The organism is Pedobacter sp. GW460-11-11-14-TSB4 (assembly GCF_059423705.1).
Genome location: NZ_JBWKYI010000004.1, coordinates 58,252 through 71,089 on the forward strand (window position 1 = coordinate 58,252; position 12,838 = coordinate 71,089).

Sequence of the window (12,838 nt, forward strand, 5' to 3'; positions counted from 1 at the left end):
GCGTTACCCTGCAGCAACGAAGAATGAGGAAGCGAAGCGTATAAGCGGAAAACGGGAACACACTTACTGCTTTGCACTGCTATTGCGCTTCGAAAAAAAAAAATCATTTAATAAATAAGCCAGCCGGATAATGGGAATCATGTTTTTATGTATTTGAAAATGAAAGGGCAGTTATTCTTGGCGGTTTGCAGTCCTGCTTTTGGTACAAGTCCCGATGAAAAATCGGGAGCTTTCCTCGTCAATCAGGTTTAGCAACCAAGGTTAATGCAGTATAAAACCTTAAAAATAGCCTTAACTTTTCCTCTAGCCCCGGTTGCAGCGTTACCCTGCAGCAACGAAGAATGAGGAAGCGAAGCGTATAAGCGGAAAACGGGAACACACTTACTGCTTTGCACAGCTATTGCGCTTCGAAAAAGAAGAAAGTCATTTAATAAAATTAGCCAGCCGGATAATGGAAATATCTTATTTAATGCTCCTGCCTAAGTCATCAATTTACTTCTCTAAAAAAATATTTTAAAATATTTCCAATTAAATTCTTTGGAATATTAAAAATATGTTACGTTTGTATTAAATACTACTAATTCTATAGATTATGTCGAATAAAACATTTGTGTTTTATTTTCCTTCAGTACCGAACCACTCGCGAATGCGAATGTGCTGTTGCTGCGCATAACTCTAACTCCAATTTATCCTTTTCATAATCATTAAATTTCGACACATGGCAACATCGTATCCAACCTTTACCCTATCTGAACAATTAACAGCACAACAGCTCGACTTTTTTAACACGCATGGATTTATCCATTTCAAAAATTTTATCAAACCCGAAACCGTAAACGCCATTATCGATGCTTCTAAACAGGTTGAACAAAAGTGGATTGAGCAAGATATTAAAAAAATAAACGGTGTGCCGATTAAATATGGGAAAGATCTTGATGGTTCGGCCATTGTACAGCGTTTTGCTTTTATCAACCAGCAACATCAAACTTTAAGCGGTTTGTTATTAGATCCACGGTTTAATGCATTGCTTCAACTGGCAGGTGAAGGTGCACGCCTGGGTACTGAAGAAAAAGATGGCATGGTGTTTAACCACTACATTAACGGGCCGGAAAGTAAGTTTAGTAAAATGGGCTGGCATACAGATGGTTTAAGGGATATTTTCTACGGCGCTAAACTAAACCCAATGCTCAATGTAGGCATTCACCTGAGTACCTTAAAACCTGAAAACGGCGGGTTAAAAATTATTCCGGGTACCCATAAACAGAGTATTTACCAAATGCTTTTCCGCAAAAAATACTTTCTGGATAACAAACCTGATGCTGAAGAGGTATCGATATTACCCGAAGCAGGAGATTTAACCATCCACGATGGAAGACTGTGGCACAGGGTTGCAGAATCGGCCATTCGTGGTGAGGAAAGCAGAAGACGTGTGATCTATGTTCCAATTATTGCGGGTAAATACGCACCAAAAAATGAGAATAGTCCAACTGTATTTTACCAGCGCTTTGCAGGCATAGTTAAATAATTGATGTTATTTGTACTCGCATTCACTTACCTGGTCAGATCAGGGAAGCTAAAGCAAATCAGTGGTTTTGCTAAGGGAATACCGAAGAAAATCAGTTTAAAATTTTATCGACCAGAAACCGCTATGTTAATTGGCTTTATATTAGTGGGATATTAAATTGGAGGCTATTATTAAAGAGAAAGAAGCGAATACAGCGCATAAAAGGGTATTTTCAGACCGCGAACGAACCAATATGTTACGTAAGGGTGAGCAAAGGTTAATCTTATTTTTGCTTAAAAAAGTTCCAGACTGGATTACGCCAAATATAATGACGGGTATTGGCATGTTTGGATCATTAATTGTTTTTTCGGCTTTTATTTTAGGCAGTTTTTATTCCAGAAATAATTTACTGATCGGCATTTTAGGCCTGATCATCAATTGGCTTGGCGATTCGCTTGATGGCAGACTGGCCTATTACCGTAAGATCGCCCGAAAATGGTATGGTTTTGCCCTCGACATTGTGATGGATTGGCTCAGCATTATCCTCATTGGCTTAGGCTATTACTTTTATGCCAGCGGAACCACACAGATTTTCGCATTTTTATTTGTGGTACTTTATGGCTGGTCGATGATTATTAGTCAGCTCCGCTATAAAATAACCGGTTTTTATCAAATCGATTCAGGGTATTTAGGCCCAACGGAATTACGTGTAATTATTTCATTTATCCTTATTATTGAAACATTAATTGCAGGCAGCATCACCTATTTTGCCATCGCTGTAACCCTATTGTTATGGGTCATCAATATTATCGATACGCTTAAACTCTTAAAAGCAGGCGATGCCAAAGACAGGGAGGAAAAAGAATGATCAGCTGGGCATCGGTTAAACTTTTTCTGAAAGCGCAGGTATCAGCTTTTTCTGGTGGTGTTACCGATTATGGTTTGATGATACTGTTAACCGAGTGGTTGCACATCCATTTTACCATTTCTATTTTAATTTCCGGAACCCTGGGTGGGCTAGTTAATTTTTGCATTAACCGTTTTTGGGCTTTTAAAACTAACGATGGTTATCACAGTTCTACCACTGGTCAGCTCATCCGTTTTTTTACCGTGGTGCTGGGCAGTATCTCGTTAAAATCTGGCGGTACTTTTTTGCTGCACCAAAGCTTAAATATAGATTATAAAATCGGCAGGCTTCTAATTGACAGTATCGTTTCTTATGGTTTTAACTATCCGCTAATGAAATATTGGGTATTTAAAATGAATCGCCTGGAGGCGAGCTGCGCTGATGAAACAGGCGATTGCTTTGAAAGTCTTAGCAAAAAACAAATCGTTTAACCACAAATCTTTTGGTAAAATACATCAAAAAGGCTGTATCATCTATAGAATTGTCATCCTGAGCTTATCAAAGGACCTATTAAATACGCTTAAGGTGTTTCGACTACTTGTCCAGATTCTTCCTATCGTGTGGACACATCTCTTAAGGCATTATGCTAGCTTGCTTAAAAGAACAAACAGATATTGCCGAAGAACGTCCGTCAATCCCAAGTGCAGGGAAATCAAAAAAACAGTTGCATAATAGAACAAGTGGCACTACCAAACCTAAAACGCAGTGGTTTTGTACACGTTTTCTACTGGCATTACCCAAGCACTTAAAGCACAAAACAAAGTGCCGCTGGTTTTTTGATGCGAATAGGCTTTGTGTGAATGCACATTGCTGGATTGACGAAGCGCTTTGAGTACTTTGGCGCTCCAACCCCGATGAAAATCGGGACTTGAGCACAAATAAAACAGCATGATCTGCGAAAAACTACCATGCCTCCGCGGCAGAGAGTGGCAAAAATTAATAATTATTTTTTGGACAAGAATGTTTTTAATAGCAAAAAAGATGCTGAAACAAGTTCAGCATGACGATCGCCTTAGATAAAGACGCTAAAAAATCCAATCAAAGAAATGTGTCCACCCGATAGGATTCTTCGGGAAGCTGAACATGACCGCATCTAAAGTAAAATCGCATTTATCAAACGTTTGCGCGTTATCCAATACGAATCTCATCCGTTAAGAAATAACAGATGAGATGAAGTGTAAAAAAGGTAAGAGGAATGTCCAGCCCAAACGATGAAGCATAAAAACTGAACACCTTGCCTTTACCTTATTAGTTTAATATTGTTTTAGAGTCTATTACTCTATTTTCGTTAATCTGCTTAATAATTTCTTCAAATTTCGATTCTTTGGCGATGTACTTATTCAATAAATCGATCTGATTTAAGCCCCTTACCAAATTGTGCCCCGGATAATTCGTTTTATAGTAAATGTCGCCATTTAAGAAATCGGCTATAAACCTTACTGCCTGCATGTAAATCATAAATTTACCCGAATAAATAAAGAACTGTTTTTCGGTAAAGGCCAAAACCTGGTCCATTTCTTCCATGTAGCCTTTATGTATGGCGGCAAAAACATCTTCTCTGATGGCTATTTTGCTAAAATCCTTTTCCTCTTCGTTAGCTTCCGACAGATAAGTACGCATCATATCGCCTACATCGCTAATAAAGTAGCCTGGCATTACGGTATCTAAATCAATTACACATAAACCCACGCCGGTTTCGGCTTGTAGCAGTACATTGCTAATTTTGGTATCGTGGTGTACCACACGCAAATTAAGCGCACCGCTGTCTACCATGTGTACATACTGCTCTTCTATATCGTAATGTTTAATTATCTCTTCTATAGCAAACTTTGCCTCACCAATCCTTTCTTCACCAGCTTGTTCTAAAGCTTTTTTAAACTGCTCTACACGTAAAGGCAGGTTATGAAAATCTTCGATGGTGGGCTTTAATTTTTGTACGTTGAAGGCACAAAGCATCCTGGTAAATTTACCAAACTGCTTGGCAGCGTGATAAGCCTGCTCAGGCTCATGTACAAAATCAATAGAGCAAGAATTTTCCACAAATGGAAAAATCCTGTAAAAGTGATCGTCGAGAACCACAAAATCATCTCCATTTGTTGCCGTAATTGGGGCAACAAACAAGTATTTAGGGGCTGTTTGATCGAGGTATTTTTTTATTGTCTCAATATTTTGAGCAATATTTTGAGGCTGGCGAAAAACTTCCGTATTCACCTCTTGCAGGATATAGGCTAATCCCTCACCGTAAACTTTCCAGGTATGGTTAATTAAGCCCGAGCCGAAAGGTTCAATTTTAAATTTTTCTGCGTTAAGTCCATAAGCACCTAATACTGCTTGAAACATAAGATGGTAATATATTTGAATGAAAATTGTTCCGGGAAATCAATAAAAAAAATGATGGCCCGGATAAAGTTGCTTGTTAAATAATGCGGGTAAGCCATAGGGCATTACCCGCACACGGGACTAAAAACCGCTATCGTCTAAAGCGAAAGTATTTTTACGATCTTTCCATTTACCTTTTGTAAAATCAGGGAATTTTTGTGGCATATTTCCTTCTTTTAACGATTTGGTAGAAAGTGGCATAATTACACTCATGGTAACTGAATCATATACGTCAATAGGTGTTTGTTTTTTCTGTTTCACCGCTTCGATAAATCCATTAAATACAAACCAATCCATACCACCGTGACCAGCACCTACAGCTTCTTTTTCATATTTTTTCCAAAGCGGGTGATCGTATTTAGCAAACCATTCGTCAGCTTTATCCCAGGCATGATCTTTCGATTTATGCTCGATGTGTACTGATTTGTTTACATCCATCCAAAGCCCTTTTGTTCCCTGTACCCTGAAACCGATAGAATATGGCCTAGGTAAGTGGGTATCGTGACTCAACATTACGGTTTCGCCGTTTGCACAGTTAATTAATGTAGTGGTTACATCACCATTTTTATAATTAATTTTAGCGTTAGGGTGGCCAGGAGAAAGTTCTTCTACATATGCTGCCAAACCTCTTGCTTTAGAGCTGAACGATACCAGGCTGGTAAAGCTGTTTCCTCTGTTAATGTTTGCATATTGCATTAATGGACCAACACCATGGGTTGGATATAAATCGCCATCCTGATCGATGTTAAACTGCGTGCGCCATTGTGCTTCGCTTAATGCTTTTGGTCCATACTCTACCCCACCGCCATAATAATCTTTACCGTTGTTAAAAAGCACATTTCTTAAGTTGTGCTGGTAACCACCTTCAAGGTGTACCAATTCGCCGAAAAGCCCCTGTCTAACCATATTTAAAGCGGCCATTACATCTCTGCGGTAACAAACGTTTTCTAAGGTCATGTAAGGCATTCCTGTTTTTTCAGAAGTGTTTACAATATCCCAGTGATCCTGCACACTTAAACCTGCAATTACCTCGCAACCTACATATTTACCAGCTTTCATGGCATCAACTGCCTGATCTCTGTGAAACTGCCATGGTGTGGCAATAATTACGGCATCAATATCTTTACGGTCTAAAAGTTTTTTATAAGCATCTAAACCACCGGTATACTCTGTTGCTGCCGGTCTGCCTTTTTTAGCGATAAAGTTACGGCAAACTTTAAGCGAGCTTTCCTGGGTATCGCAAATTGCAACAATTTCTACATCGTCTCTTAAGGCACCTTCAGAAATATGGCTCATACCACGTGCACCTACACCGATATAACCTACTCTTACTTTTCCACTGTCTGATGATGCAAATAAACTTCCGGTTGGCAGGACGGTTAAACCCGCAGCCGTGAATGCACCATTTTTGATAAATTCTCTACGTTCCATTTGTGTTATTTAATATTTATTGTTTAGTTTTTTTATTGATCCGGGTTAATACTGAACAAACGTTTTACTTGCTATTATTTCGCACTTTTTTCGCCTTAAAAACCATTCACTTACAGCTCGTTAACAGCACTAAAGGTTTTTAAAAAGTGTTTGGTTAAAATATAATTTGTAATCTTTAATTCTTCCATTGGCATTATCTTGTCTGGGTAATAACTTTAAACCTTTTATGGTGTAATTTTTACCCAGGTCTATCACAATCTGGTGTGGTGGTTTTGGCGATTTCGATTCCCACTGGGTATGCCAGATACTGGTAAACTGTAAATCGAAAACATTAGCTGCATTTCCATCATCGCCACCCAGTTCTTCACTATCGGCATATACTATTTTCCAATCGCTGCGCGGAATTTCGTTATCCTTTTCATCCAGCAGTACAATTTCGGCCACTGAGGTATAAGGCTGTCCTTTTTGTTCAGATAACGCTTCCAGACAAAAATAACGTGCCGTTACTGGTTTAAAATTTACCAGCTGCCATTTGTTATCGTTTGCAAAACTACCTTCAGCATAAGCCTGTTGTGCATCCGTAACCCATTTCTGGTTAGGTTTTTTATGCAGCTCGGGCTGTTTTTCGTTCACCACATCCAAAATGGGTTTATCTAAAAAGTTTAATGCTGGTTTTTCTGTTCCGAAGAGGTCAAAAACAACGATTTCATTTTTCCCTTTCTTTAACCAGCTGCCTGGTACCAGCATGGTTTGAGTTGGGCCGATATTCCAGTACCTACCCAAACACATTCCATTTAACCAAACTAAACCTTTATTCCACTTACCCATATCGAGGTAAGTATCTTGTAACTTATCGGCAGTAAAACTTCCTTTATAAAAAGAAGCTGCAGCAGGCTGATTGGCAAGCGCTTCGTAACGAAGCGGAATATTCACTTCTCCCAGCCTCACCGGGTAATTTTTCCAGCCTTTTAAAGCGGTTTGTTGCCCGTTTTCGCTTAAGTATACGGCGCCATGTATGCCTTTCCAATCGTGCATCTGGTAGCCATAATTTACCCTGCCTGTTGCCTCTAACAAAACTCTCAATGTGCTTTTAGCCGTTCTGGCCGGGATTTCGATGCTGAATTTATTTTTTCTCCTGTCTAATTCGCCAATCTTTTTACCATCAATATATACCAAAGCATAATCGTGGATATCTTTAAACACCAGGCTCGATTTTGGGCCTGCGGTTAAACTGGTTTCGTACACCACACAACCAAAATCCTGGTCTAAATCTTCCATCAACATGGCTGTATCGGCTAAAACAGGCTTAGGCAGGTTTTTGGATAGTATGGCGATTGAACTGAATTTTACCGGCTGCAATTGCTGAATTTTGTTTGCAGCAGGTACCTCTGGCAATACCTCACCTTCTTGCAGGTAACCGGAAAATAACTTACGTATGGCGTAAAACTTTTCGGTTGCGTTACCGGCCTCATCAATAGGGGCATCGTAATCGTAACTACTGGTTTGCGGCAGGTATGGTGGTGCATTGGCACCGCTGTAAGTACCAAAACTTGTTCCGCCATGTGCCATATAAATACTAAACGAAGCCTTATGATCGAGCATGTATTTTAATTCGGCTACAATACGCTGGGTATCTCCTTTGTGGTGCGGCCTGCCCCAGCTATCGAACCAGCCAGGATAATATTCGCCACACATTAATGGCCCTGTAGGCTGTATGGCCCTTAAAGCTTTAAAATTAGCTTCAGGCCCGCTGCCAAAATTTACCACCGCAAATAAACCTTCGGGATGGTCGTTTTTTAACTGCGAAGGTCCGTCGCAATGAAATAATGGAACCGTAAAGCCAGCTTCCTGTAAGTTGGCTTTAATGATGTTCATATAATCTTTATCGTTGCCGTAGCTGCCGTACTCGTTTTCTACCTGCACCATAATAATATTGCCGCCACGGCTAATTTGTAATGGCGCCAGCTGCGTACCTACCGCTAAAAGGTATTTTTTGGCCCTTGCTAAAAAGTAAGGATGTTGCGTGCGCAGGCGGATGCTCTTATCTTTAAGCAGCCACCATGGGAAACCGCCAAACTCCCACTCGGCACAAGAATATGGCCCAGGCCTTAATATGACGTATAAACCCACCTCTTTGGCCAGTTTGCAAAACTCGGCCGCATCGCTCTGCCCTGTCCAGGTAAACTGATCGGGCTGTTTTTCGTGTATGTTCCAGAATAGGTAGGCACAAACCGTGTTTAACCCCATGGCCTTGGCCATTTGCAAACGTTGTTTCCACTCGGCTTTGGGTATCCGGGCAAAATGCATTTCACCACAGCGTATAATATACGGCTTGCCATTCAGCTCAAAAGATTCGGCACCTATGGCAAAGGTGTTTTCTTTTTGGGCCCAGCTATTAACAGTTAAGCCTATTAATAGCCCTAAAACAAGTGTTTTTTTAAGCAAATGGGTACGCATTTGTGCTGGTTCTTTTCGGTTTTGTTGATTTGTATTTTTTAAAAGTAGAACAAGCAAATGAGCATTACAACATAAATATCAGCGCAAACGATTGACTAATTTTTAATATTACCGCTTTATTTAAGCCCAAAACAAACCGGCTATTTGCAAGGCTTATTTAACCCATACTTTAAGGCTTTTGCCACATAAGCTGGTACCCGGCAAATATTAATTAAAGCTTCTCTCCTTTTACCGCTATTTAAAAATGGGCTGAAGCTTTTACTTTAAACAAAACAAGAGCTGTGGAAATCATTAAAAATTGAGGAAGTAATTCCACAAAGGCAAAGCTATTGGGGAAATAAGACAAACAAAAAAATCATTACATCCAGTATATAACAAAAACTGTTTTATCCTTTTCCGCAAAATGTAGCAGTTAAAAATGGCTTTCAAGAGCTTAAAAGCGGTTTATCAGCCTATGTCGATCGAATAAAGCCGCTTTATTATTTAAACATAAGCGTAATAGTTAAATCTGGTTAAACTTTTGTCTAACAAATAGAGAGCGAGTAACATCAGCGATAAAAAGAAGATGAGCATTCGCGTTTATTTATTGTTTTTTCTGACGATCTCTTATGGAAAACAAACTCATCACCGAAATCAATATTGAAGACAAAGCCATAATACACTTTGACTCATTCGATCTGGAGCAACAATTTAACGGGCATCATTATTTCGAACTTCGGTTTAAGCAGGATCAATTTGGCTTGCCCAGTCTAATCAATCTTGATGATAGCCGCGATTTTGTAGGTAAAACACTTACTGCCTCATTTGGATATCACGCTAGTAAACTACAAGAATTTGCAGGTTTGGTTACCAAGGTAGAACTCGCACAGAGCCATGGCTACCATGGTGTTTTAATTGTAAGTGGCTATAGTCCTACAATTCTAATAGACCGCGGTCCCGATTTGGGTTCTTACTTGGATAAAGACCTAAATGAAATTATAGCGCTGGTTACAAAAGATACCTCTGCTAGTGATCTTAAAGTTATACGCAATGCCAGCAGGAAAAAGCCTATTGATTATCTTATTCAATACAAGGAAAGTGATTTTGAATTTCTGAACCGCTTATCGGGCGAATATCATGAATGGTTTTTCTACGATGGCAAACAGCTCAACTTTGGCAAACCAGATGAGCAGAAAGAAGTAGCGCTTTTTTATGGCCGAGATGTACAGACACTTCAGTATGCCATGGAAATTTCACCAATCAAGCATAACCGCTTTGCATATGACCCTAAACAGGATGAAATGCTGCATAGTGAAAGCACAGGCACAGTAGATGGCATACTCGATCTAGCCCATGCCATACAGGCTTCGAACCGCACTTACAACAAAACATTCAATCAGCCCTCGCTCATTCGTGTAGATAACAGTAACGACATGAAAAGCCATGTAGAGAATGAAGAAAAAGCCACCATAGCAGAACTTCTTAAAATCAGCGCCACAGGAGATAACGCTGAATTAAGTATTGGCAATATTGCTGAAATTACAATGAGTGTGAGGAAGGAGGCTGCTTTTATAACCGAAAACATAGGTAAATTCCTGATTACCAATATTCATCACCATATAGATATTGCAGGCAAATACCATAATACTTTTACAGGTTTACCAGCCGCCACGGAGCGTATTATGGTAAAGAATTATAAAAAGCCAAATCCGGATCTACTGTTGGCAGATGTAATGGACAATAATGATCCCGAAGGACAAGGCCGGATTAAAGTAAAGTTTAAATGGAAATGCCTGACAAACGATATTACCGAATGGCTGAGGGTAATTGCGCCTGATGCCGGAAGTAGTGAACAGGTAAATATGAACAGGGGATTTGTTTTTATACCTGAAGTTGGAGATCAGGTTGCCGTAACTTTTGAAGAAGGGAATATCGCCAGACCAATTGTAATGGGAAGTGTTTTCCATGGCATTAACGGTGCAGGTGGTTACGAGCACAATCATTTAAAAACAATTGCCACCAGAAGCGGCCATTTAGTCGAATTTAATGATGCTGCCGGCACTGAAACCATTACCATTACAGATAAAAACCGAAATATTATACGCTTTGATACTAATGCATCGAGTATTGAGATTTCTGCTCCAGAAAATATCAGTATCCGGGCTAAAAACATAGATATCAATGCCGAGCAAAATATATCTATAGCTGCTGGAGAACATATCTACAGTAATGCAGCAGGAAATATAAGCAACAATGCCGGCGAAAACCATTCAATAATGGCCGAAAATATTACCATGGTAGCTAATAATAACATTAATAAAACGGCTACCCACATCGAAAAAACCGCAGAACACATCAGTCTAAACAGTACCCGGGAGAATATTGAATTTCATAGTGCCAAAGAGATCGTGAATAAAAGCGGTAACAAGGTCAAATTGTTTTAACATGGGAACGATTAAATACATCAGCAAAACCATCACTGAAAATACTGGCAGTGCTAAATGGTTTTCTACTCAAGGAGATATAAATTTCAATGCGGCAAAAGAAGTAATTCTTAAAAGTAAATATAAGATAAAGTATGATCGATATGAACCTTCAAGATAAAAAGGGTAAACCGGTCTTGCGGCATTAGCAAAATCAAATGTATAAAAATGAATAAAATCGATTACAAACCTTTAGAAAAACCTATAAATATACTTTTCAAAATAGAAATCGCTGAAAAAACAACATTTAAAGATGAATCCATCTTTAAGCTTTTTAATATAGATATTTTACCAGCTAAGGCCTCTTTTTGGTCTGGCCATCAGCATATCGAAATTATACGCAAACAAAGTTTGATAGACGCACTACCCGATAATGATGTTGATTTATTCGTGCAGCAGATTTCTGCAGCACTACACCAGCTAACCTTAAAAATAGGATTTAACGGAATGCCCCTAAGAGTTGAAAAACAAAATGAACTATGGCAAAAATGGTTAGCCATTAGAGAAAATGTAGCCAGTAGTTACACTGGAGACTGGATTGATTCGACCTTAACAGCGGTTGACCAAAAAATGCTGCCTGGTGAAGTATTAACCCAACAGATCAAGCAAGACTTATTTCTTAACGAATATTTCAGGGGAGTTTATGATGCAACTTTTGTAGAAAACCAATTTAACCGAAAAAGAGAGGTGTACGGCCTCTGCCCCTTTCCTATTCAATTTAATGAAAAGTGGACACTTCAAATATCAGCGAATCAAAAACTAATTAAATTTTCTGGTAACTGGACCGGGAATGTTGATCAACCAGGATTTAATAATTGGTTAAAAACGAAGACAGACAGTGAACTCACAGAAATTAGTGTTGAAGGGTTTTATCGGATAGATCCAATCACTGGTTGGTGCAACGCCCTGGAAAGTACTTATTTATTAGTAGCGAGTGACAGCTATAAAAAAACATTAAAAATTACTTTAACAACCAATTAGATACCGCCAAATGGATTGGAATATTGAAACTGAACCACCAAATAGCGAAGAGAACCTAAGCAATGATGAGGTTAGGGATGACCTAACTGTATCCAAAGCTTCAGGCAGGCAAGGAATAGATGATCCTGTACAAAATGGAAAAATCACCGAACTACTGGTGTGCCACGGTGCTAAATGCATCTGTGATAAAGCTGTCGATCCTGCTCCAAAACAACTTAAAGTACTCAGCCATAATAATTACATCATTAATGATGATGGCGAAACAAAACTTATTGCGACCACTTTAGACAATAAATTACTTAATATCAACTTCGGCCAATGCAAAGTGCCAGATCCAAGTAAACCAGCCCCCTGTACCGCCAAATTACAATGGAAAGATTATTATGAAAAGGTAGAACTACCAAATGGAGCTTATGTGTTAAATGATAAAAGCGCTGCAATATGTACAGCAAAGAATGGAAATATCAAAATTGTACAGCATGGACAACAAGCCAACATTACCGCGCAAGAGCTAGAAAATGCAAATGCAGGTAGCTGGGCAGCTAATGGTCCACTGCTTACCGAAGAGATGATACATACCGAACAGGCAGCAAAAATGAAGATGAAGATGGTGCAACAGTAAAATCTATAACTACTTTAACATACGGAGCGCAACAACCTCTTAATAGCCCGATTACTTTTAAAGCCAATTTTGATGGTGAACCAATCGATGCAGAT

Annotated in this window: 11 protein-coding genes; 8 read left to right on the forward strand and 3 right to left on the reverse strand. The window is 39.2% G+C overall.

Going from position 1 to position 12,838, the window contains the following annotated elements:
* Positions 1 to 718: 718 nt before the first annotated feature.
* From AC07YT_RS05920 to AC07YT_RS05935, 4 genes are all read left to right on the forward strand, one after another.
* Positions 719 to 1,525: a phytanoyl-CoA dioxygenase family protein gene (locus tag AC07YT_RS05920; protein WP_086545691.1), complete on the forward strand. Its 807-nt coding sequence runs from the start codon at positions 719 to 721 to the stop codon at positions 1,523 to 1,525.
* A 157-nt stretch (positions 1,526 to 1,682) separates the two neighbouring features.
* Positions 1,683 to 2,372 carry a CDP-alcohol phosphatidyltransferase family protein gene (locus AC07YT_RS05925; protein ID WP_494945216.1) on the forward strand — a complete coding sequence of 230 codons (690 nt, stop codon included), beginning with the start codon at positions 1,683 to 1,685 and terminating at the stop codon, positions 2,370 to 2,372.
* Positions 2,369 to 2,842, forward strand: coding sequence for a GtrA family protein (locus AC07YT_RS05930; protein WP_086545690.1), 474 nt, complete (start codon positions 2,369 to 2,371; stop codon positions 2,840 to 2,842). The genes AC07YT_RS05925 and AC07YT_RS05930 overlap by 4 nt, the downstream gene beginning before the upstream one ends.
* Before the next feature lie 152 nt (positions 2,843 to 2,994).
* Positions 2,995 to 3,243: a hypothetical protein gene (locus AC07YT_RS05935; RefSeq protein ID WP_086545689.1), complete on the forward strand. Its 249-nt coding sequence runs from the start codon at positions 2,995 to 2,997 to the stop codon at positions 3,241 to 3,243.
* Between the two features lie 416 nt (positions 3,244 to 3,659).
* Here the strand turns inward: AC07YT_RS05935 and AC07YT_RS05940 are convergent, their stop codons facing one another.
* From AC07YT_RS05940 to AC07YT_RS05950, 3 genes are all read right to left on the reverse strand, one after another.
* Positions 3,660 to 4,751 (reverse strand): phosphotransferase enzyme family protein, encoded by a 1,092-nt coding sequence (locus tag AC07YT_RS05940; protein ID WP_086545688.1) that lies wholly within the window; start codon positions 4,749 to 4,751, stop codon positions 3,660 to 3,662.
* Positions 4,752 to 4,871: 120 nt separating this feature from the next.
* Positions 4,872 to 6,221, reverse strand: coding sequence for a Gfo/Idh/MocA family protein (locus AC07YT_RS05945; RefSeq protein ID WP_086545687.1), 1,350 nt, complete (start codon positions 6,219 to 6,221; stop codon positions 4,872 to 4,874).
* Between the two features lie 129 nt (positions 6,222 to 6,350).
* The gene (locus AC07YT_RS05950) at positions 6,351 to 8,678 is read right to left on the reverse strand and encodes a beta-galactosidase (protein ID WP_145954214.1); all 2,328 of its coding nucleotides are present in this window, start codon (positions 8,676 to 8,678) and stop codon (positions 6,351 to 6,353) included.
* 608 nt (positions 8,679 to 9,286) lie between these two features.
* Between AC07YT_RS05950 and AC07YT_RS05955 the strand changes: the two genes are divergently transcribed.
* Genes AC07YT_RS05955 through AC07YT_RS05970 form a run of 4 tightly spaced genes read left to right on the forward strand, consistent with a single transcriptional unit; the run spans position 9,287 to position 12,743 of the window.
* The gene (locus tag AC07YT_RS05955) at positions 9,287 to 11,101 is read left to right on the forward strand and encodes a type VI secretion system Vgr family protein (protein WP_086545685.1); all 1,815 of its coding nucleotides are present in this window, start codon (positions 9,287 to 9,289) and stop codon (positions 11,099 to 11,101) included.
* A gap of 1 nt (position 11,102) precedes the next feature.
* Positions 11,103 to 11,261, forward strand: coding sequence for a hypothetical protein (locus tag AC07YT_RS05960; protein WP_494945217.1), 159 nt, complete (start codon positions 11,103 to 11,105; stop codon positions 11,259 to 11,261).
* Between the two features lie 47 nt (positions 11,262 to 11,308).
* Positions 11,309 to 12,121: a hypothetical protein gene (locus tag AC07YT_RS05965; RefSeq protein ID WP_086545684.1), complete on the forward strand. Its 813-nt coding sequence runs from the start codon at positions 11,309 to 11,311 to the stop codon at positions 12,119 to 12,121.
* 10 nt (positions 12,122 to 12,131) lie between these two features.
* Positions 12,132 to 12,743, forward strand: coding sequence for a DUF4280 domain-containing protein (locus tag AC07YT_RS05970; protein WP_086545683.1), 612 nt, complete (start codon positions 12,132 to 12,134; stop codon positions 12,741 to 12,743).
* The last annotated feature ends 95 nt before the right edge of the window (positions 12,744 to 12,838 follow it).

Bases quoted from the DNA above. Each gene is read 5' to 3' on its own strand.
- AC07YT_RS05920 (WP_086545691.1), top strand. From the start codon at position 719: ATGGCAACATCGTATCCAACCTTTACCCTATCTGAACAATTAACAGCA.
- AC07YT_RS05930 (WP_086545690.1), top strand. From the start codon at position 2,369: ATGATCAGCTGGGCATCGGTTAAACTTTTTCTGAAAGCGCAGGTATCA.
- AC07YT_RS05935 (WP_086545689.1), top strand. From the start codon at position 2,995: ATGCTAGCTTGCTTAAAAGAACAAACAGATATTGCCGAAGAACGTCCG.
- AC07YT_RS05940 (WP_086545688.1), bottom strand. From the start codon at position 4,751: ATGTTTCAAGCAGTATTAGGTGCTTATGGACTTAACGCAGAAAAATTT.
- AC07YT_RS05945 (WP_086545687.1), bottom strand. From the start codon at position 6,221: ATGGAACGTAGAGAATTTATCAAAAATGGTGCATTCACGGCTGCGGGT.
- AC07YT_RS05950 (WP_145954214.1), bottom strand. From the start codon at position 8,678: ATGCGTACCCATTTGCTTAAAAAAACACTTGTTTTAGGGCTATTAATA.
- AC07YT_RS05955 (WP_086545685.1), top strand. From the start codon at position 9,287: ATGGAAAACAAACTCATCACCGAAATCAATATTGAAGACAAAGCCATA.
- AC07YT_RS05960 (WP_494945217.1), top strand. From the start codon at position 11,103: ATGGGAACGATTAAATACATCAGCAAAACCATCACTGAAAATACTGGC.
- AC07YT_RS05965 (WP_086545684.1), top strand. From the start codon at position 11,309: ATGAATAAAATCGATTACAAACCTTTAGAAAAACCTATAAATATACTT.
- AC07YT_RS05970 (WP_086545683.1), top strand. From the start codon at position 12,132: ATGGATTGGAATATTGAAACTGAACCACCAAATAGCGAAGAGAACCTA.